This is a genomic window from Nonomuraea glycinis (assembly GCF_035920485.1).
Lineage (GTDB): Bacteria > Actinomycetota > Actinomycetes > Streptosporangiales > Streptosporangiaceae > Nonomuraea > Nonomuraea glycinis.
Genome location: NZ_CP109166.1, coordinates 4,996,486 through 5,014,603 on the forward strand (window position 1 = coordinate 4,996,486; position 18,118 = coordinate 5,014,603).

At 71.0% G+C, this 18,118-nt stretch carries 18 protein-coding genes; 10 read left to right on the plus strand and 8 right to left on the minus strand.

Features of this window, described 5'->3' with window-relative positions; translation table 11 throughout:
* Positions 1 to 42 precede the first annotated feature (42 nt).
* On the plus strand, positions 43 to 600 hold the full coding sequence (gene frr / locus OHA68_RS23655; RefSeq protein WP_189138249.1) for a ribosome recycling factor: 558 nt from the start codon (positions 43 to 45) through the stop codon (positions 598 to 600).
* A 57-nt stretch (positions 601 to 657) separates the two neighbouring features.
* Positions 658 to 1,497 (plus strand): phosphatidate cytidylyltransferase, encoded by an 840-nt coding sequence (locus tag OHA68_RS23660; RefSeq protein WP_225278261.1) that lies wholly within the window; start codon positions 658 to 660, stop codon positions 1,495 to 1,497.
* Between the two features lie 94 nt (positions 1,498 to 1,591).
* Here the strand turns inward: OHA68_RS23660 and OHA68_RS23665 are convergent, their stop codons facing one another.
* On the minus strand, positions 1,592 to 2,614 hold the full coding sequence (locus OHA68_RS23665) for a suppressor of fused domain protein (RefSeq protein WP_327102199.1): 1,023 nt from the start codon (positions 2,612 to 2,614) through the stop codon (positions 1,592 to 1,594).
* 148 nt (positions 2,615 to 2,762) lie between these two features.
* Here OHA68_RS23665 and rlmN point away from each other — a divergent pair, with 148 nt between their 5' ends.
* On the plus strand, positions 2,763 to 3,863 hold the full coding sequence (gene rlmN, locus OHA68_RS23670; RefSeq protein ID WP_327102200.1) for a 23S rRNA (adenine(2503)-C(2))-methyltransferase RlmN: 1,101 nt from the start codon (positions 2,763 to 2,765) through the stop codon (positions 3,861 to 3,863).
* Positions 3,864 to 3,865: 2 nt separating this feature from the next.
* On the opposite strand, the gene OHA68_RS23675 is transcribed toward rlmN, so the two are convergent.
* The gene (locus OHA68_RS23675; protein ID WP_327102201.1) at positions 3,866 to 4,537 is read right to left on the minus strand and encodes a hypothetical protein; all 672 of its coding nucleotides are present in this window, start codon (positions 4,535 to 4,537) and stop codon (positions 3,866 to 3,868) included.
* Between the two features lie 100 nt (positions 4,538 to 4,637).
* Positions 4,638 to 5,369 carry an ABC transporter ATP-binding protein gene (locus tag OHA68_RS23680; RefSeq protein WP_327102202.1) on the minus strand — a complete coding sequence of 244 codons (732 nt, stop codon included), beginning with the start codon at positions 5,367 to 5,369 and terminating at the stop codon, positions 4,638 to 4,640.
* A 105-nt stretch (positions 5,370 to 5,474) separates the two neighbouring features.
* Here OHA68_RS23680 and OHA68_RS23685 point away from each other — a divergent pair, with 105 nt between their 5' ends.
* Positions 5,475 to 6,011, plus strand: a complete 537-nt coding sequence (locus OHA68_RS23685; protein ID WP_189138244.1) for a DivIVA domain-containing protein — start codon at positions 5,475 to 5,477, stop codon at positions 6,009 to 6,011.
* A 96-nt stretch (positions 6,012 to 6,107) separates the two neighbouring features.
* On the opposite strand, the gene OHA68_RS23690 is transcribed toward OHA68_RS23685, so the two are convergent.
* The 5 genes from OHA68_RS23690 to iolC form a co-directional block, all read right to left on the minus strand.
* A complete protein-coding gene (locus tag OHA68_RS23690; protein ID WP_327102203.1) occupies positions 6,108 to 7,115 on the minus strand; it encodes an AI-2E family transporter in 1,008 nt (335 codons plus the stop codon).
* 81 nt (positions 7,116 to 7,196) lie between these two features.
* Positions 7,197 to 9,050 carry a 3D-(3,5/4)-trihydroxycyclohexane-1,2-dione acylhydrolase (decyclizing) gene (gene iolD / locus OHA68_RS23695; RefSeq protein WP_327102204.1) on the minus strand — a complete coding sequence of 618 codons (1,854 nt, stop codon included), beginning with the start codon at positions 9,048 to 9,050 and terminating at the stop codon, positions 7,197 to 7,199.
* Complete coding sequence (iolB, locus tag OHA68_RS23700; protein WP_327102205.1) at positions 9,047 to 9,886, minus strand: 5-deoxy-glucuronate isomerase; 840 nt, start codon at positions 9,884 to 9,886, stop codon at positions 9,047 to 9,049. Before iolB ends, iolD begins: the two co-directional genes overlap by 4 nt.
* The gene (locus OHA68_RS23705) at positions 9,883 to 10,788 is read right to left on the minus strand and encodes a Cgl0159 family (beta/alpha)8-fold protein (protein ID WP_225278260.1); all 906 of its coding nucleotides are present in this window, start codon (positions 10,786 to 10,788) and stop codon (positions 9,883 to 9,885) included. Before OHA68_RS23705 ends, iolB begins: the two co-directional genes overlap by 4 nt.
* Positions 10,785 to 11,726: a 5-dehydro-2-deoxygluconokinase gene (iolC, locus tag OHA68_RS23710; protein ID WP_327102206.1), complete on the minus strand. Its 942-nt coding sequence runs from the start codon at positions 11,724 to 11,726 to the stop codon at positions 10,785 to 10,787. Before iolC ends, OHA68_RS23705 begins: the two co-directional genes overlap by 4 nt.
* Before the next feature lie 111 nt (positions 11,727 to 11,837).
* Between iolC and OHA68_RS23715 the strand changes: the two genes are divergently transcribed.
* From OHA68_RS23715 to OHA68_RS23740, 6 genes are read left to right on the plus strand one after another with little or no spacing between them, the layout of a single operon-like run.
* Complete coding sequence (locus OHA68_RS23715) at positions 11,838 to 13,235, plus strand: extracellular solute-binding protein (protein ID WP_327102207.1); 1,398 nt, start codon at positions 11,838 to 11,840, stop codon at positions 13,233 to 13,235.
* Positions 13,210 to 14,127 (plus strand): carbohydrate ABC transporter permease, encoded by a 918-nt coding sequence (locus OHA68_RS23720; protein ID WP_327102208.1) that lies wholly within the window; start codon positions 13,210 to 13,212, stop codon positions 14,125 to 14,127. The genes OHA68_RS23715 and OHA68_RS23720 overlap by 26 nt, the downstream gene beginning before the upstream one ends.
* Positions 14,124 to 14,942 carry a carbohydrate ABC transporter permease gene (locus OHA68_RS23725; RefSeq protein ID WP_189138238.1) on the plus strand — a complete coding sequence of 273 codons (819 nt, stop codon included), beginning with the start codon at positions 14,124 to 14,126 and terminating at the stop codon, positions 14,940 to 14,942. The genes OHA68_RS23720 and OHA68_RS23725 overlap by 4 nt, the downstream gene beginning before the upstream one ends.
* 1 nt (position 14,943) lies before the next feature.
* Positions 14,944 to 16,014, plus strand: a complete 1,071-nt coding sequence (locus tag OHA68_RS23730; protein ID WP_327102209.1) for an ABC transporter ATP-binding protein — start codon at positions 14,944 to 14,946, stop codon at positions 16,012 to 16,014.
* Complete coding sequence (locus OHA68_RS23735) at positions 16,011 to 17,198, plus strand: CehA/McbA family metallohydrolase (protein ID WP_327102210.1); 1,188 nt, start codon at positions 16,011 to 16,013, stop codon at positions 17,196 to 17,198. The genes OHA68_RS23730 and OHA68_RS23735 overlap by 4 nt, the downstream gene beginning before the upstream one ends.
* Positions 17,189 to 18,082 (plus strand): TIM barrel protein, encoded by an 894-nt coding sequence (locus OHA68_RS23740; protein WP_327102211.1) that lies wholly within the window; start codon positions 17,189 to 17,191, stop codon positions 18,080 to 18,082. The genes OHA68_RS23735 and OHA68_RS23740 overlap by 10 nt, the downstream gene beginning before the upstream one ends.
* The last annotated feature ends 36 nt before the right edge of the window (positions 18,083 to 18,118 follow it).

Here is an 18,118-nt window from a genome sequence, read left to right on the forward strand (position 1 = left end):
GGCGCGAGCCCGATACCGCCAGCTAGTAGACAGGGAGCCGCTGTGATCGACGAAACCCTCCTCGAAGCCGAGGAGAAGATGGACAAGGCCGTTTCGGTGGCGAAGGAAGACTTCGCGAGCATTCGGACGGGCCGGGTCACCCCCTCGATGTTCAACAAGATCAGCGCCGAGTATTACGGTACGCAGACGCCGATCCAGCAGTTGGCCTCGTTTCATGTGCCCGAGGCTCGGATGATCATCATTCAGCCTTACGACAAGGGCTCGATGGCCGCGATCGAGAGGGCGATCCGCGACTCCGACCTCGGCGTCAACCCCGGTAACGACGGCCAGGTGATCCGTGTGTCGTTCCCCGAGCTTTCGGAGGACCGCCGCAAGGAGTACATCAAGGTCGCCCGGAACAAGGGTGAGGCCGCCAAGGTGTCGGTGCGCAACATCCGCCGTTCCGCCAAGGAGATCCTCGACAAGATGATCAAGGATGGCGAGGCGGGTGAGGACGAGGTCCGGCGTGCTGAGAAGGAGCTCGACGACATCACCCAGAAGCACGTCGCGAAGATCGACGAGCTGCTGAAGCACAAGGAAGCCGAGCTGCTCGAGGTCTGAGTGGCCCGCCGCACGGCCCTCGCCTGAAGGCGGGGGCCGTGGCTCTGGAGAGACTCTGTGGAAGAACGTACGGCTGGCACCGGACCGAACGGCGGCGGCCGTACCGGCCGAAACCTGCCTGCCGCGATCGCGGTGGGGGTGGGACTCGGCGCCTCGGTCATCATCTCCGTTTATACGATCAAGGAGATTTTCCTCCTGGTGGTCGTGGGCGCGGTGGGTGTCGGCGTGGTGGAGATGATCCGGGCGTTCGAGACTCGCGGCATCCAGGTGCCCGTGGTGCCGACGCTGCTCGGGCTGGCGGCCATGCAGGCGGGCGCCTACTGGGGCGGGGCGGATTGGTTGCTCGGCACGTTCGTGGTGTTCGCGTTCGTGCTGCTGATCTGGCGGATGTTCGCCGCCGGTACCGATGGTTATGTCCGTGATGGGACGGCCTCGGTCTTCGTCCTGTTCTATCCGGCGTTACTGGCCGGGTTCGTGGCGTTGCTGCTGGCCCCTGACGACGGGGCCGATCGGGTGGTCCTGTTCATCGCGGTGACCGTGGCCAGTGACATCGGCGGTTACATCGCGGGGGTGCTGTTCGGCCGGCACAAGATGAGCGTGATCAGCCCGAAGAAGACCTGGGAGGGGTTCGCCGGGTCCGTCATCGCCTGTGTCGCCGTCGGGGCGTGGCTGATGACGTGGCGCCTGGGCGGGGAGCTGTGGCAGGGGGCCGTGATCGGCGTGCTCGTCGCGGCGCTGGCCACGGTGGGCGACCTGATCGAGTCGATGATCAAGCGGGATCTCGGCATCAAGGACCTGGGCACGATCCTGCCGGGTCATGGCGGGCTGATGGACCGGCTGGACTCGCTGATCACTACGCTGGTGCCGGTCTGGATGCTGCTGGCGCTGTTCGTCTGACGTTGTTCGTACAGGAACGTTCGTCCAGGAACGTTCGTCTAGCGACGTACGTCCAGGACCGTTCGTCCGAAGACGTCCGTGCGGCGAGCTGCGGCTAGCGACGCTGCTCTTCGAGCGCGTCGTGGGTGACGGGGGAGAGCCAGAGCCACCGTACGGCCTCACCCCCGAACGCGAATCCTGACATGTCCGGCATGCCGGGTGGGTCGGCCTGCATGACCACCCCCGAGTACTGCGAGCCCAGCGGGAACGTCGACGGCTCGTGATACCACTTCGCGGTGTGCCCGTGGCCCAGCCAGGTGACCGAGTGCCAGGGATACTGCGCCAGCCACACCAGCAGCAGCGCGGCGTCGCGCGGATCCTCGCGGGTGGCGACGGCCAGCTCGATCCGGGCGTACGCGCCGGGTCCGTCGATCCACTGCTCCACCGTCGGCATCCGCTGGCAGCTCATCCCCACCGTGGACAGCACGGTGAACTCGCGCCTGCCGCGCGGCGGCCGCTCGCTGATGCCGACGGTCGGCAACCGCTCGCCACCGGCGTCCCAGTAGCGCCCGGCCGGGCCCAGCGTCCGATCCAGATGACCCATGACCAGCTCCTGGTACGACGGCCAGGACCCTTCGGCCGATCGCCACCGCCAGTAGGAACGGGCGCCCGCGATCCGCGGCTGCAGCCCCTCCAACGCCTCCGACAGCGCCCACGCGAACGGCGACTCGCCCACCGCGTCACGGGCATAGCCCGGCATGCCGCGGCTCATGTCGGCCCACCCGGGGATGACGGCCAGCAGGTCGTCCTCCTCGTAGAGCGCCACCCCGTCACCCTCCTCGAACCAGAGCGGCGTGAGCTGGCCGAGCGGCCGCCGCCCGGTCGGATGCACCGTGTTGGCCCTGGGCATCAGCGGCGGCAGACCGGCGTTGATCCTGGCCAGGTCGACCACGGGCGGGGCGGGCCGGTGGTTGGCCAGCCACACCGCGCCGTACACGGTGCCGTCGGGCGCGCACAGGTAGGCCACCGAGGAGTCCTCGTCGCGCTCGACCACGAGCGTCCGGCTGCCGTACGGATTGCCGGCGGTGAGGACGACCTCGGTACGCCCCTCGCCAGAAGCAGACCGGAAAGTCGCCATACGTGAAGACTGTAGATCGGCCGGTCGCCCTCATGCGAGGCTTACCGCACCGGGAGCACCGGGCGGCGTGCGCTCTGCCACGGAATGTCACCTCGACGGCCGGCGTTCACTACCCTGGTCGGTAACCCACCACAGCAAAGGCAGGATCGTGTCCCAGCAGCCAGGTCAGCTCACCTTCGTCGCGCCGCGCAGGGCCAAGCCGGCTCGGCACCTGGCGGACCTTTCCATGGCCGACCGCCGCGCGGCCGTCACCGAGCTCGGCGAGAAGGCCTTCCGCGCCGACCAGCTCTCCCGCCACTACTTCGAGCGGCTCACCACCGACGTGGCCGCGATGACCGACCTGCCCGCCGCGGCCAGGGAGAAGCTGTCGTCGCTGCTGCCGTCGCTGCTCACGCCGGTCAAGGAGCTCACCACCGACGGCGGCACCACCCGCAAGACGCTGTGGCGGCTCTTCGACGGCGCGCTGGTCGAGTCGGTGCTCATGCGTTATCCCGACCGGGTGACCATGTGCGTGTCCTCGCAGGCCGGTTGCGGCATGAACTGCCCGTTCTGCGCCACCGGCCAGGCCGGCCTGACCCGCAACATGTCCACCGCCGAGATCGTCGAGCAGGTGGTCTCGGGCGCCCGCGCGCTGGCGGCGGGCGAGGTGCCCGGCGGTCCCGCCCGGGTGAACAACGTGGTGTTCATGGGCATGGGCGAGCCGCTGGCCAACTACAAGCAGGTCATCGCGGCGGTGCGGCGCATGGTGGAGCCCGCCCCCGACGGCCTCGGCATCTCCGCTCGCGGCGTCACCGTCTCCACGGTCGGCCTCGTCCCGGCCATCGGCAAGCTCGCCGACGAGGGCCTGCCGGTCACCCTCGCGCTGTCCCTGCACGCCCCCGACGACGAGCTGCGCGACACGCTGGTGCCGATCAACACGCGCTGGAAGGTCGCCGAGGTGCTGGACGCCGCCTGGGCCTACGCCGCCAGGACCAAGCGGCGGGTCTCCATCGAGTACGCCCTGATCAAGGACATCAACGACCAGGAGTGGCGGGCCGACCTGCTCGGCAAGCTGGTGAAGAACAAGCTGGTGCACGTCAACCTGATCCCGCTCAACCCGACGCCCGGCTCCAAGTGGACGGCCTCACGGCCGGAGGACGAGCGGGCGTTCGTCAGGCGGCTGCAGTTCCACGGCGTCCCGGTGACGGTCCGCGACACCCGCGGCCGCGAGATCGACGGCGCCTGCGGCCAACTCGCCGCCACCGAGTAGCCTCAGGGGCGGGTACGGCGTAGCCAGGCGTAGGTGGTCAGCCCGATCAGGCACCAGGCCAGGGAGAGGGCTGACAGCTCGGGGAGCCGGTCGAGCAGGAGATCGGTGTTCGCGGCCCGCATCCAGACGAGGACCGGCACGGTCAGCCAGTAGAGCGGTGACGCGCTCAGGATCAGCATGCCGAGAAAGCCGGACAGCAGGGCCATGATGGACAGGGCCGGCGACGGCAGGATCACTCTGCTGGTGAGCGCGCCGAGCGCGGTGCCCGTCAGCACGGCCAGCCCGTGCAGGACCACGGCGGCTCCCAGCACCGGCCCCGGCGGAGTGGCGGTCAACCCGAGCAGCACACCCCAGGCCAGGGCCAGTGCGGCGAGGCCGGTGCAGGCGGTCAGCGCGGCCAGGAGGCCGGCCGACAGTTCCCGCGCGCTGCCGCCCACGCTGGTCGCGGACATCAGCCGCTGCTGGTCCGGCTCGGTGTCGAGCAGGCTCCGCGCGGCCCAGGCGAGCACCGGGATGATCAGCGCCGCCGAGTCCGTCAGCACGACGGCCTCGGCCCCTTCGGGCGCCCGGTTGCCGTGCATGACGGCGAGCAGGAGCACCATCAGGAGCAGCGCCTGAACGACGCGATGCGACCGCACATAGCCGGCCATCCTGAAAACGGCCAGCGCGATCACGAGGTCTCCCGGACGGCCGGGCCGGAGGCGGCCGGCCGGAAGGCGGCCGGTTCGAGGGTGGTCGGGCCGGAGGCGGTCGGTTCCACGGTGGCCAGGGCGGTCATCGGGTGTCCTCGGGGGTCGGTTCGTGGGTTTTGTAGCCCTGGTGGTGCATCCTGGTCAGGAAGTCGCCGACGTCGGCGGCGGGTAAGGTCACCGCGACCGTCACCGGCTCCTGTGTCGCGTCGTCCGCCGTACCAGCCGTTTCCTGGAGGTGGCCGGCGGTGAGGGACCAGCGGCGGGCGGCCGGGAGGCCGCGCAGGCCGCCCTGATGATCGCTGGCGATCACGATGACTCCACGTCGGGACAGCTCCTCGACGATCGGCGGCAGCGCCCGGCGGGTGTCGGCGTCCAGGCCGGCGAACGGCTCGTCGAGCAGCAGCAGGCCGGGGTCGGCCATCAGGGCCTGGGCGAGGCCCACCTTGTGGCCGCTGCCCTTGGACAGCGCCAGGAGGCGTACGCCGAGCAGCTCACCCATGTTGAGCCGCTCCGCCCAGGGCTCCCAGCGGGCGCCGCCGCGGATGCGGGACATGTGGTTCAGGTACGCCGACACCGTGAAGGGCTGCTCGGTCGGGAAGCGGTCGGGGGCCAGACCGACGACCGCCGGACGGTCGGTGATCGTGCCGCTGGTCGGCCTGGTGAGCCCCGCCAGGAGGCGCAGCAGGGTGGACTTGCCCGCGCCGTTGGCACCGGTCAGCTCGATCACGTCGCCGGGAGCGAGCTGTGCGTCAACCCCCTGGATGACGGGTTGATCACGTCTTGCGTAGCGGAAGGACACATTCGATAGGCGCATGGTGATCTAACGCTATAGGTCGCCCCGCCGGGTCGTGATAAAGGACAATGAGGCGACCGCCCAGCACACTTTCAGGAGGAAGGCTTGAACCGCTTTCCACGCGTCATGGGTATGCGTTCAGGCTACGACCCCGCCGAAGTCGACGTCCTGATCGGGCGGATCGAGGCCACCCTCGGCAGGGGGCCGCGCGAGGTCGAGCTCGTCACCGCCGACGACATCCGCGGGGCGACGTTCCGCACCAAGCGCGGCGGTTACCAGGAGACCGCCGTGGACTTCGCGCTGGAGGCGTTCATCGTGGCGCTGGAGACCATGGCCAAGAGCCCGATACGGCTGGCGATGGCGGAGCCCACCGGGGAGCTGCTGCGCGAGGAGTGGTTCGAGACCCAGGCGGCCAAGGTGGAGCGGGTGGCGTTCCGGCCCGGCCGGATGGCCACCGGCTACAACGAGGACGAGGTGGACGCCTTCCTGGACCGGATCGTGGCCACGCTGCGCGGCACCACCGACTATCCGCTCACGGTCGCCGAGGTGCGCGCGGCGAAGTTCGCCACGGTGCTCTTCAAGCCCGGCTATCTGATCGCGGACGTCGACGCGTTCCTGGAGGGCATCGCCGAGGTGCTGGAGCAGCGAGTCACGCGGGCCTGACATCACACGAGCGGTCCTCCAGGGCATCCCGATCAGCCGCGAGCCGATCAGCCGCGGGGCCCCATCAGCCGCGCGCCCCCATCAGCCGCGCCCCCATCAGCCGCGAGCCGGCGTCGACGCCCCTCCCGGCGTCTCCTGGCTGAGCAGGGCCACGATCACCGAGGTCACGGGCGCCGCCAGGAAGGCGCCGGCGATGCCGAAGACGACGCTGCCGACCGTGATCGCCACCAGGATCACCGCGCCCGGCAGGTCGAGCGCCTTGCCGTAGATCTGCGGCGCGAGCACATGCCCTTCGAGCTGCTGCACGAGCACGGTCACCCCGACCACGATCAGCGCGATCAGCCACCCCTTGGCCACGAACGCCACCACGGCCGCCAGCAGCCCCGCCAGGAACGCCCCCACCACGGGCAGGAACGCGCCCACCCAGGTCAGCACGGCCAGCGGCAGCGCGATCGGCACCCCGAGGATCCACAGCGCCATCCCGATGAAGAAGGCGTCCACCGCCCCCACGACGGCCACGCCGCGGATGTAGCGGCCGATGACGGAGAACGCCAGCGCGCCGGTGTGCCGCAGCCGCTGCTTGGCCGGGGTCGGGAACAGCCCGGTCAGCCAGTGCCACAGCCGGTCGCCGCCGTGCACGAAGTACACCGCCAGGATGACGGCCAGCACGGCGCCGATGATGATCTCGCCCGCGATCCGCACGCCGGTCACCGCGCCCGTGGTGATCTGCTGCTCCCGCTGCGTCAGCCACTGCCTGGCCTGGGCGAGCAGTTGCTCGTCGTCGACGCCGAAGTAGGCGGCGAGCCCGTGGAACTCCTCCAGCACCCGGTCCACGCTGGTCCGCAGCTCGGTCACGCTGGCGACGGTCGGCGGCACGAGCAGCGCGAACAGCCCCACGCCCAGCAGCAGCCCCCCGGCGAAGACGATGAGGGTGGCCGCTCCCCGGCCGTAGCCGCGGCGCACGACCCAGCGGGCAGGAGGGTGCAGCAGTGCGGTGATGAAGATCCCGATGATGATCGACAGCACCACCGTCCCCACGTAGGACAGGCAGTAGAGCACCACCGCGGCGATCCCCACCCACCCGAGCGCCCGCCAAGGCCCCATCCTCGCCCCCCGAGTCTTGCCTGGTCACAGGCTTCCCTCGGGCCGCCCGCGGCAACCTCCGCGGGCGACAAAGGATCATGCTCAGCCGGGCGGGGTCAGGTGCCGGCGACGGTCCTGCCGGGCGGTGTCGTACTCCGTCCTGATGTCCTGGCCCGCCGCGGTGGCGGAGACCTCCGCCACCGGCACGTCCCACCACGCCTGCGACGACGGGCCGTCGATCAGAGGATCGGTCCGTACGTAGATCACCGTGCACGCGGTGGCCGACCGGGCCGCCTCCAGGGCCTTACGCAGCTCGTCCAGGGTCTCGGGGCGCAGGACGGTGGCGCCGAGGCTGGCGGCGTTGGCCGCCAGGTCCACCGGCAGCGGGGTGCCGTCGCGGTAGGCGTAGGACGTGCCGAGCCGTTCGGCGCCGACGCTCTCCGACAGGCGGCCGATGGAGGCGAAGCCGGAGTTGTCGACCAGCACGACGGTCAGCTTGACGCCTTCGGCGACGGCCGTGACGAGCTCCTGGGCCATCATCAGGTAGGAGCCGTCGCCGACCATGACGAACACCTCGCGGTCCGGGACGGCCAGCTTGACGCCGAGGCCGCCCGCGATCTCGTAGCCCATGCAGGAGTAGCCGTACTCGACGTGATAGCTGCCGGGGCCGCTGGGCCGCCAGAGTTTGTGCAGGTCGCCGGGCATGGAGCCGGCCGCGCAGAGCACCACCCCGTCGTCGCCGGCGGCCGCGTTGACGGCGCCGATCACGGCGGACTGCGGCAGCGGGCTGCCGTCCAGGGAGTACGCCTCGTCCACGACGGCGTCCCAGGCCCGCGACAGCTCGGCGGCCCGGGAGCGGTAGCCGGCGGAGGTGGCCCAGCCCGCGCAGGCCGTGTCCAACTCGGCGGCCAGCTCGGACAGGCCCTCACGGGCGTCGGCGACGAGCTGGAGCCCGGAGAGCTTGGCGGCGTCGAAGCCGGTGATGTTGAGGTTGACGAAGGCGGCGCCGTCGGCGAACAGCGTGTGGGAGGCGGTGGTGAAGTCGCTGTAGCGGGTGCCGACGCCGATGATCAGGTCGGCCTCGCGGGCCAGCGCGTTGGCGGCGGTGCTGCCCGTGGCGCCGATCGCGCCCATGGCCATGGGGTGGCCGTGCGGGAGCGCGCCCTTGCCCGCCTGGGTCTCGGCGACCGGGACGCCGAAGGTCTCGGCGAAGGCTCGCAGCTCCTGCGCGGCCTCGCTGTAGATGACGCCGCCGCCGGCCACGATCAGGGGCCGCTCGGCCGTTCTGATCAGCTCGGCGGCTCGGGTCAGGGCGGCCCGCTCGGGGCGCGGCCGGGGGATGTGCCAGACGCGCCTGGCGAACAGCTCCTCCGGCCAGTCCGCCGCCTCGGCCTGCACGTCCTGCGGCAGCGCCAGCGTCACCGCGCCCGTCTCGGCGGGGTCGGTGAGCACCCGCATGGCGGCGAGCAGGGACGCCGGGAGCTGCTCCGGCCGGTTGACGCGGTCCCAGAAGCGGGAGACCGGCTTGAAGCAGTCGTTGACCGAGATGTCGTAGGAGCGGGTGTCCTCCAGCTCCTGCAGCACCGGACTGGCGACGCGGGTCGCGAAGATGTCGCCCGGCAGCAGCAGCACGGGCAGCCGGTTGATCGTGGCGCCCGCCGCGCCGGTGATCATGTTGGTCGCGCCGGGGCCGATCGAGGTGGTGCAGGCCAGAGTGGACAGCCGGTTGGCGGCCCGCGCATAGGCGGCGGCGGTGTGCACCATCGCCTGCTCGTTGCGGCTCAGGTGGTAGGGCAGGTCCTCGGTGGTGGTGGCCAGCGCCTGGCCGAGCCCGGCCACGTTGCCGTGGCCGAAGATGCCGAAGACGCCGCCGAAGAGCCGGTGCTCCACGCCGTCGCGCTCGGTGTGCTGGGCGGCCAGGAAGCGCACCACGGCCTGCGCCACCGTCAGCCTCATGTGGTCCTCCCGAAGGGCAGTCGCGGGTCGATCTCCTGGCCGTTCCACGTGGAGCGGATCCAGGCGTGGCGGGGGTCGTCGCAGAAGGCCATCGACCGCTCGCCGGCCGGTCCGGCCAGGACGTTCAGATAGTAGAGGTCGTAGCCGGGGGCGGCCATCGACGGGCCGTGGTAGCCGTAGGGCACCAGCACCACGTCACCCGAGGAGACCTCGGCCAGGGTGTCGATCCGGCCGCGCTCGGAGGAGTAGACGCGCTGATAGCCCAGCCCCTGGTCGGCGACCTCGAAGTAGTAGATCTCCTCCAGTTCGGCCTCGCCCGCGCCCGCGGTGTCGTGCTTGTGCGGCGGGTAGGACGACCAGTTGCCGCCGGGGGTGAGCACCTCGACCGCGACGAGCTTGTCGCACTCGAAGGTGTCGGGGGAGGCGAAGTTGTTGACCTGCCTGCTGGCCTGCCCCGCGCCGCGCAGCTCCACGGAGACCTCGGTGGCGGGGACGTACCGGGGCTCCAGGCGCCGGGTGGCGCGGGCCGAGGGCAGCGCGATCCGGCCCGTGCCCTCCAGCACCACCTGCTCAGAAACAGGGATATAGGCGAAATCGGTGGGGCCGTCGAACACCGACGGCCGGCCGGTGAGCTCGAACGTCCGCGAGCCGCAGGTGACGGTGCAGGAGCCCGACAGCGGCAGGACGATCATCTCCTCCGCACCGGTCTCGAAGGCGATCGGTGCGCCGGTCAGGTCGGCGATCCGCAGGCCGGAGTAGTCCCACCCGGCCACGGCGGGAGTGATCTCCACCGACCACGGCCCGCCGGCGGCCTTGCCGAACGGAAGGAATGTCATGAGTCAACCTCTCGAACCAGGGCGGCGGCGCCGTCCACGGCGGTGGCGACGTCGTCGTCCGGAGGGTAGAGCAGAGCGCGCCCGATCACGAGCCCCCGCACGCCGGGCAGTCGCAGCGCGCGGCCCCAGTCGGCGTAGGCGGCGGCCACGTCAGGCGGATCGCCGCCGAGCAGCAGCGCGGGCAGCGTGGTCGAGGCCATGACCCGCTCCATCTCGGCCACGGCCGGGATCTTCAGCCAGGTGTAGGCGGAGGTGACGCCGAGCGCCTGGGCGACGCTGATGGAGCGGATGACCGCGTCGGGCGACAGGTCGTTGCGGACCGTGCCGCCTTCCGGCCGGGTCGACCAGAACGGCTCCACCATCGCGATGAGCTGCCTGCGGGCCAGGTCGGTGACCGCCCGCGCGCACGACTCCAGCGTGGTCACGGTGGCGTGGTCGGCCGGGTCGATGCGGCACAGCATCTTGCCGCCGTCCAGGCGCATCTCCTCGATCGAGGCGGCGTCGAAGCCGGTGAACCGGTCGTCCATCTCGAACACCGAGCCCTGCAGCCCGCCCCGGTTCATCGAGCCGAAGGCCAGCTTGCCTTCGAGCGCGCCGAGCAGCAGCAGGTCCTCCAGCACGTCGGCGGAGGCCAGGATGCCGTCCACGCCGGGCCTGGCCAGCGCCACCCGCAGCCGGTCGAGCAGGTCGAAGCGGCTGGCCATGGCCAGCGGACGATCGCGTACGGCCAGCGAGCCGCGCGCCGGGTGGTCCGCGGCGATGATGAGCAGGCGCTCGCCCTCGCCCGGCAGGCCGCGCCGGCGGCGCCGGGCCGCGGCCGCGGCGATCTCACCGGGATTGGTGGCGCGGATGTTCAGGAGTTGCTCGTAGCCGACGGTCCTGGGCAGCGTGAGGTCGCTCACGGACGCACCTCGTTCGGTAGCAGGGCCAGTACCTCGTCCGTGGACGGCATGGCGTCCGCGCAGGCCAGCCGGGCGGCCACGTGCGCGCCCGCCGCGTTGGCGAAGCGCACCGTACGCTCCAGCGGCCAGCCGCGCGCCAGCCCGAGGGCCACCGCGCCGCCGAACGCGTCGCCCGCGCCCAGCCCGTTGACCACCTCCACGGTGACCGGCGGGACCACCACGTGCTCGTCCCGGCTCCTGGCCAGGACGCCGTCGGGGCCCATCTTCACGACCGCGATCGCCATGCCCGCGTCCAGCAGCGCCTGAGCCGCCCGCTCCGGGTCACGGGTACCGACGGCGATCTCCACCTCGTCGAGGTTGCCGACGGCCACGTTGGCGTGGCGGAGCGCCTGGCGCACCTCCCGTCTGGCGGTCTCGGGCGAGCCCCACAGCATGGGCCGGTAGTCCAGGTCGAACACCGTCCAGCCGGACGTACGGGCCGCCAGCGCGGCGGCGTGCGCCGAGCGGCTCGGCTCCTGGCTCAGGCCCGTCCCGGTGAACCAGAAGACCGTCGCCGCCACGATCGCGGGCAGGTCCAGGGACTCGGCCGTGAGGCGCAGGTCGGGTGGATGCTCACCGCGGTAGAAGTAGATCGGGAAGTGGTCGGGCGGGAAGATCTCGCAGAAGGTGACCGGCGTGGGCGGCCCGTCGACGGTGCCCACGAAGGCGTCGTCGACCCCGAAGCCGCGGATCGCTTGCCGCACCCACGCGCCGAAGGGGTCGGCGCCCACGGCGGTGACCACGGCGGAGCGCAGCCCGTGCCGGGCCGCGGCGACCGCGACGTTGGTGGGGCTGCCGCCGAGGAACTTGCCGAAGGTCTCGACTTGGGCCAGGCCTACGCCGGTCTGCAGCGGATAGATGTCGACGCCGCTTCGGCCGATCGTGATCAGGTCGTACAACGCACCTCCAGAGACGGAGCCTTCGCACCCACTATGGCATATTGTCATGACATTCTTATGTCCGCTATGTTGCCTGTTGTGCCGAGGTCGTAGGAAGTGTCGGAGGGTTGCATGGTGTTGCGCAGAAGGCCGATGGGCGTCGCGGTGGTCGCCGCGCTCGCGCTGGGACTGGCGGCCTGTGGCTCGGGCGGCGGAGACAGCGGCGGAGGCGGTGGCGAGACCGTCGAGCTGACGATCAGCCAGAACGCCATCGCCGGCGGCAAGAACGCCGCGGCGGCCGACCACATCGCCAACTGGATCATTCCCCAGTTCGTAGCGGCCCAGAAGGCGAAGGGGAAGGACGTCTCGGTCAAGTTCCTCCCCAGTGGCGTCGACGACGAGCAGTACAAGACCAAGCTCTCCCTGGATCTGAAGTCAGGCAAGGGCGCGGACGTGATCGACATCGACGGCATCTGGGCCGGCGAGTTCGCCGAGGCCGGCTACATCAAGCCACTGGCGGACGTGGTCGGCCCTGAAGCGGACAGCTGGGAGGGCTGGCAGCAGATCCCCGAGGCCGTCCAGGGCCTGGCCACCTTCCAGGACAAGAAGTACGCGCTGCCCGTCGGCACCGACGGACGCGTCCTCTACTTCAACAAGACGCTGTTCGGCAAGGCCGGGCTGCCCGCGGATTGGCAGCCGAAGAGCTGGCAGGAGATCCTCGACGCCGGCGCCAAGCTGAAGACCTCGGGCGTGCCCGTGCCGATCCAGATCAACGCCGGCACCGCCATGGGCGAGGCCACCTCGATGCAGGGCGTGCTGCCGCTGCTCGCGGGCGCGGGCGGTGAGGTGCAGAAGGACGGCAAGTGGACCGGCGCCTCCCAGCCGCTCAAGGACGCGCTCGGCCTCTACCAGAAGATCTACGGCGGCGGCCTCGGCGACCCCAAGCTCCAGCAGGAGGCCAAGGGCCGGGACAAGTCCTTCCAGCAGTTCGCCGAGGGCAAGATCGGCATCCTGATGGAGGGCGACTACTTCTGGCGCGGCGTCGTCAACCCCAAGGACGGCGTGGCCAAGATGGCCGATCGCGACCAGGTCGTCGGGTACGCCAAGATCCCGGCCATCGAGCCCGGCAAGGGCGTGCGCGGCCAGGACTTCGTCAGCATGTCCGGCGGCGCGCTGCGCACCGTCAACCCGGCCAGCGAGCACCCGAAGGAGGCCTTCGAACTGCTCGCCTTCACCCTCTCGCCCGAGGCGCTGAAGGAGGAGACCAAGGACGGCAACGTGCGGATCACTCCGCGCACCGACGTCAACAAGGAGATCCTCGCCGGTCAGCCGCTGCTGACCTACATCTCCGACGAGGTGCTCCCGCTGACGGCCTACCGCCCGCCGGTGGCGGTCTACCCGCAGGTGTCGGTGGCGCTGCAGGAGGCCACCGCCGCGGTGGTCGGTGGCACCGCTCCCGACCAGGCGGCGGCCGCGTACCAGAGCAAGCTCGAAGGAATCGTCGGTGGCGCCGGTAACATCGCCTCCTGACAAGGTCGCCCCCGGCCGCTACAGCTCCGACGCGGCCGGGCTGGGCCGCCTGCGGGCGGGCGCCTTCGTCGCGCCCGCCCTGGCCCTCATCGCCGTGTTCCTGGTGTTCCCGGCGCTCTGGGTCATCTACCTGGGCCTGATGAACTACCGGCTCACCGGCCTGGCCGCCGCCGACCCCAAGTTCGTCGGGCTGGACAACTTCCTCCAGGCGATCAGCGACCCGGGCTTCTGGGACTCCACCTGGCTGACGTTCCAGTTCGTGCTGGGCTCGGCCGTCATCGGCCAGGTGCTGCTCGGCTTCACGATCGCGTGGATGCTGCGCGACTGGCGCGGCCCGCTCAAGCGGATCGTCGAGGGCCTGGTCATCCTGGCCTGGATCCTGCCCAGCGCGGTCGTGTCGTTCCTGTGGGTGGCGCTGCTCGACCGCGACAGCGGCACCCTCAACGCGCTGCTCGGCATCGAAGGCTTCGCCTGGCTGCTCGACCACCCGATGCTGTCCATCATCATCTTCAACACCTGGCGCGGCACCGCGTTCTCGATGATGTTGTACGGCGCGGCGCTCGGCAACGTGCCCCCCTCCCACCTGGAGAGCGCCCGCCTGGCCGGCGCCTCCGGCTGGCAGCAACTGCGCGACGTGGTGTTCCCGCACATCAGGGGGCACATCCTGACCAACCTGCTGCTGATCAGCCTGTGGACGTTCAACGACTTCAGCCCGTTCCTGCTCACCGCGGGCGGTCCCGACGGCAAGTCCGAGGTGCTGGCGGTGCACGTCTACAAGACCGCGCTGCAGAGCGGCGACCTGGGCTACGGCGCGGCCATCTCCACGGTGATCCTGCTGATCAACCTGGTCGTGGCGGTGTTCTACCTGCGGCTGCTCAGGAGCAAGAGATGACGCGGTTCGTCGCCGGCCGGATCGGCGTCTACACGCTGATCGCGGTGCTGCTGGCCTTCTTCACGATCCCGCTGCTGTGGCTGGCCACCGCGCCGTTCACCTCCGACCCCAGCTACGAGGTCCGGCTGCCGGACTTCACCTTCGAGAACTTCCAGATGATCATCGAGCATCCGTACGCGCTCTGGTCGCTGGTCAACTCGCTGGTGCTGTCGATCGGCACCGCCGTGCTCGTCGTGGTGCTGTCGGCCCTGGCGGCCTACGCGCTCAGCCGGGTGCGGCTGCCGGGGCGCGACGCGCTGCTCTACGCGCTGCTGCTGCTGTCCTCGATCATCACCGGTACGGCCGCGATGGTGCCGCTGTTCCAGCTCGCCATCGAGCTCAACCTGATCGACTCGCACACCGGGCTGATCCTCATCCTGAGCGGCGGCCTGCTCCCGGCGGCGATCTTCATGATCAAGGACTTCATGGACACCACGCCGAAGTCCTACGAGGAGTCCGCCCGCGTCTTCGGCGCCTCGCCGCTGCAGATCGTCGCGCACGTGGTCGTCCCCCTGGTACGGCCCGGCCTGGCGACCATCGCGGTGTGGACCGTGGCCAACGTGTGGGGCAACTTCCTGATGCCGTACCTGCTGCTCAGCGATGTCGACAAGCAGCCGGCCGCGGTCATCATGTACACCCTCTACACCGAGGGCGGCCAGGCCAACCTCAAGGTGCTGTCCACCTTCGGCCTGCTCTACTCCATCCCCGTGGTGATCATGTACCTGTTCGTCAGCAAGAAGTACGGCTTCCGCTTCCACGGAGGGATCAAGCGCTGAAATGGCCGCAATCGAACTCAAAGGCCTGACCAAGGTCTATCCCGGTGGCGTGAAGGCGCTCGACTCGCTGGACCTGAGCATCCCCGACGGCGAGTTCTTCGCCCTGCTGGGCCCCTCCGGCTGCGGCAAGACCACCCTGCTGCGGACGATCGCCGGGCTGGAGACCGCCACCGGCGGCAACGTCGTCATCGGCGACCGCGACGTCACCGGCGTCCAGCCGGGCGGCCGGGACATCGCCATGGTCTTCCAGGACTACGCCTTGTTCCCGCACATGGACGTCACCGAGAACATCGCCTACCCGCTGCGCATCAAGAAGGTCGCCAAGGCGCAGCGCCAGGCCAAGGCCGGCGAGGTGGGCGCCAGGCTGGGCCTGGAGCAGCTCATGGACCGGCGGCCCGGCCAGCTCTCCGGCGGCCAGCAGCAGCGGGTCGCGCTGGCCCGGGTGATGGCCACCCAGGCCAAGGCGTTCCTGTTCGACGAGCCGCTGTCCAACCTGGACGCCCGGCTCCGGCTGGAGGCGCGCACGTTCCTGAAGAAGCTCCAGCGCGAGCTCGGCGTCACCACCGTCTTCGTCACCCACGACCAGGCCGAGGCGCTGGCCATGGCCGACCGGATGGCGGTGATGGAGGCCGGGCACATCCGCCAGATCGGCACCCCGTCGGAGGTCTTCCAGCGGCCCGCCAACACCTTCGTCGCCTCGTTCATCGGCTCCACGCCGATGAACCTGCTCGACGCCGTCGTCAGGGGTGACACGCTGGAGGTGGCCGGGTGCGAGGTGCCCGTCCCCGCCCTGGCGGCGGGCCTGCTGACCGACGGAGAGAAGATCGTGTACGGCGTCCGTCCCGAATACATGACCTACACCGACGAGCCCGCGGACGGCTCCCTGTCCGGCGAGGTGATCATCGTCGAGAACCTGGGCGCCTCCCACCTGGTGACCCTCGAGGTGGCCGGCGTGCTCGTACAGGCGGTCGTGCCCGAGGGGCGGGAGCCGGCGCTCGGCGATCGGGGCCACGCGGTGCCCAGAGGCGACCGGGCGCTGGCCTACCGCGACGGCGAGCTGGTGTCGGCATGAGCGTGATCCGGGGCCACTGGAGCCTTGACGACCGGTTGGAGCGCATCCTGCGCGAGGTGGCGTTCGAGGTGCCCGCGGGCACCGCCGCGGTCACCGTACGGCTGGCCTACGACCGGTCGCAGGGGGTCCTCGACCTGGGCTGCGCCGGGGCGGACGGCTTCCGTGGCTGGTCGGGAGGCGCGCGGGACACGTACACGATCACTGAGGACTGGGCCACGCCCGGCTATCTGCCGGGCGAGCCCGAGCCGGGCGTCTGGAACGTGTGGCTGCGCCTGCACCGGGTGCCCCCGCAGGGGCTCGACTTCACGCTGGAGATCCACACCGAGACCGTGCCGCCGGCCCGGCCGGAGGTGGCGGAGCCGCCGGCCGGGGAGCGCCCGCCGCGCCGGGACATCCCCGACCTCGGCGGTATGCGGTGGTTCGCCGGCGACTTCCACGCGCACACCCTGCACAGCGACGGCTCGCTGACCATCGCCGAGCTCGCCGAGCTGGCCCGGGGGCGCGGCCTGGACTTCCTGGTCGTCACCGACCACAACACCGTCAGCCATCACCCGGAGCTGGCCAAGACCGACCGGGGCATCACGTTGCTGCCCGGCCAGGAGGTCACCACCGACCGGGGCCACGCCAACGTCTTCGGCGACGTCGGCTGGGTGGACTTCCGGCAGCCCGCCGACTCCTGGGTCCGGCACGCCGGGCGCGCGGGCGGGCTGATCTCGATCAACCACCCGCTCGGCGGCGACTGCGCCTGGCTGCAGCCGCTGACCGAGCGGCCCCGCATCGCCGAGGTCTGGCACTCCGGCTGGTGGGACCGGCGCTGGGGCGCGCCCCTGGCCTGGGCCGACGCCTGGCGATCCGATCTCGTCTGGATCGGCGCCAGCGACTTCCACAAGCACGGCTCGGACGGCCTGCCCGGCTCGCCCACCACCTGGGTGCTGGCCGAGGACACCGGCTCGGTCCTCGACGCCGTCTCCGCGGGCCGCACCGCGATCTCCGCCGGCCCCGACGCACCGCTGCTCCTCAGGCTGGGCGACGAACTGCTCGCCCTGGACGCCGACGGCCTCATCCTGGTACGCCCCGACGGCGCCCGCCAGGTGATCCGCGGCGACCGGGTGCTGCTCCCCGCCGACCCCGGCCGGCACCGTCTGGAAACCTACGAGAACGAGGTGATGGCGCTATGCGCCTGACCAGTGTCGCCAACGCCCCGGTCAGCTTCGGCGTGTTCGAGCTGAGCGACGGGCCGCCACCGCTGACCGCCGACGAGATGGTGCGCGCGATCGCCGGCGCGGGCTACGAGGGCATCGACCTCGGCCCGATCGGCTATCTCGGCACCAAGGACGACCTGGCCGAGCGGCTGGGCGGGCTGCTGCTCGCCGGTGGCTGGGCCGACCTGCGCTACAGCGACGCCGAGGAGTTCAAGCGGGGGCTGGTCGCGCTCGACGCCACCCTGGAGGTGTTCGCGGCGGCGCCCGCCGCCCCCGAGCACCTGGCGCCCCGGCCGACGCTCGGCTGCTCCGGCTCGCCCGCCCGCTTCGCCCGCCCGGGAGGGAACGCTCCAGGGCTGGAGCCGTCGCAGTGGGCCGGCTACGCCGCCCGGGTCCAGGAGGCCGCCCAGCGCTGCCGCGACGCGGGCTTCGAACCCGCCTTCCACCACCATCTCGGCACCTACGTCGAGACCCCCGAGGACGTCGAACGGCTGCTGGAGCTGACCGACGTGCAGCTCTGCCTCGACACCGGCCACCTGCTGCTGGCCGGCGGCGACCCGGTGCGCGCGCTGCGCGACTGGTCGGCCCGCGTCGGCCACGTGCACGTCAAGGACGGCGACCGGAGCATCCTCGCCCAGGCCATCGCCGACGGCGTGGACCTGCGCGAGCTGATGGGCAGAGGCGGTTTCGCGCCGCTCGGCCAGGGCGAGCTCGACCTGCCCGGCGTGGTCCGCACGCTGGCGGAGATCGACTACCAGGGCTGGGTCATCGTCGAGCAGGACACCCTGCCCGGACGGCGATCAGTTGCGCAGAACATCGCCGATCAAGCCGCCAATCGCGAGAAGCTGAGGGCACTCGGACTTTGAACCGGATCGCACGCCGGTTCGGGCCGTGCCGGAAGG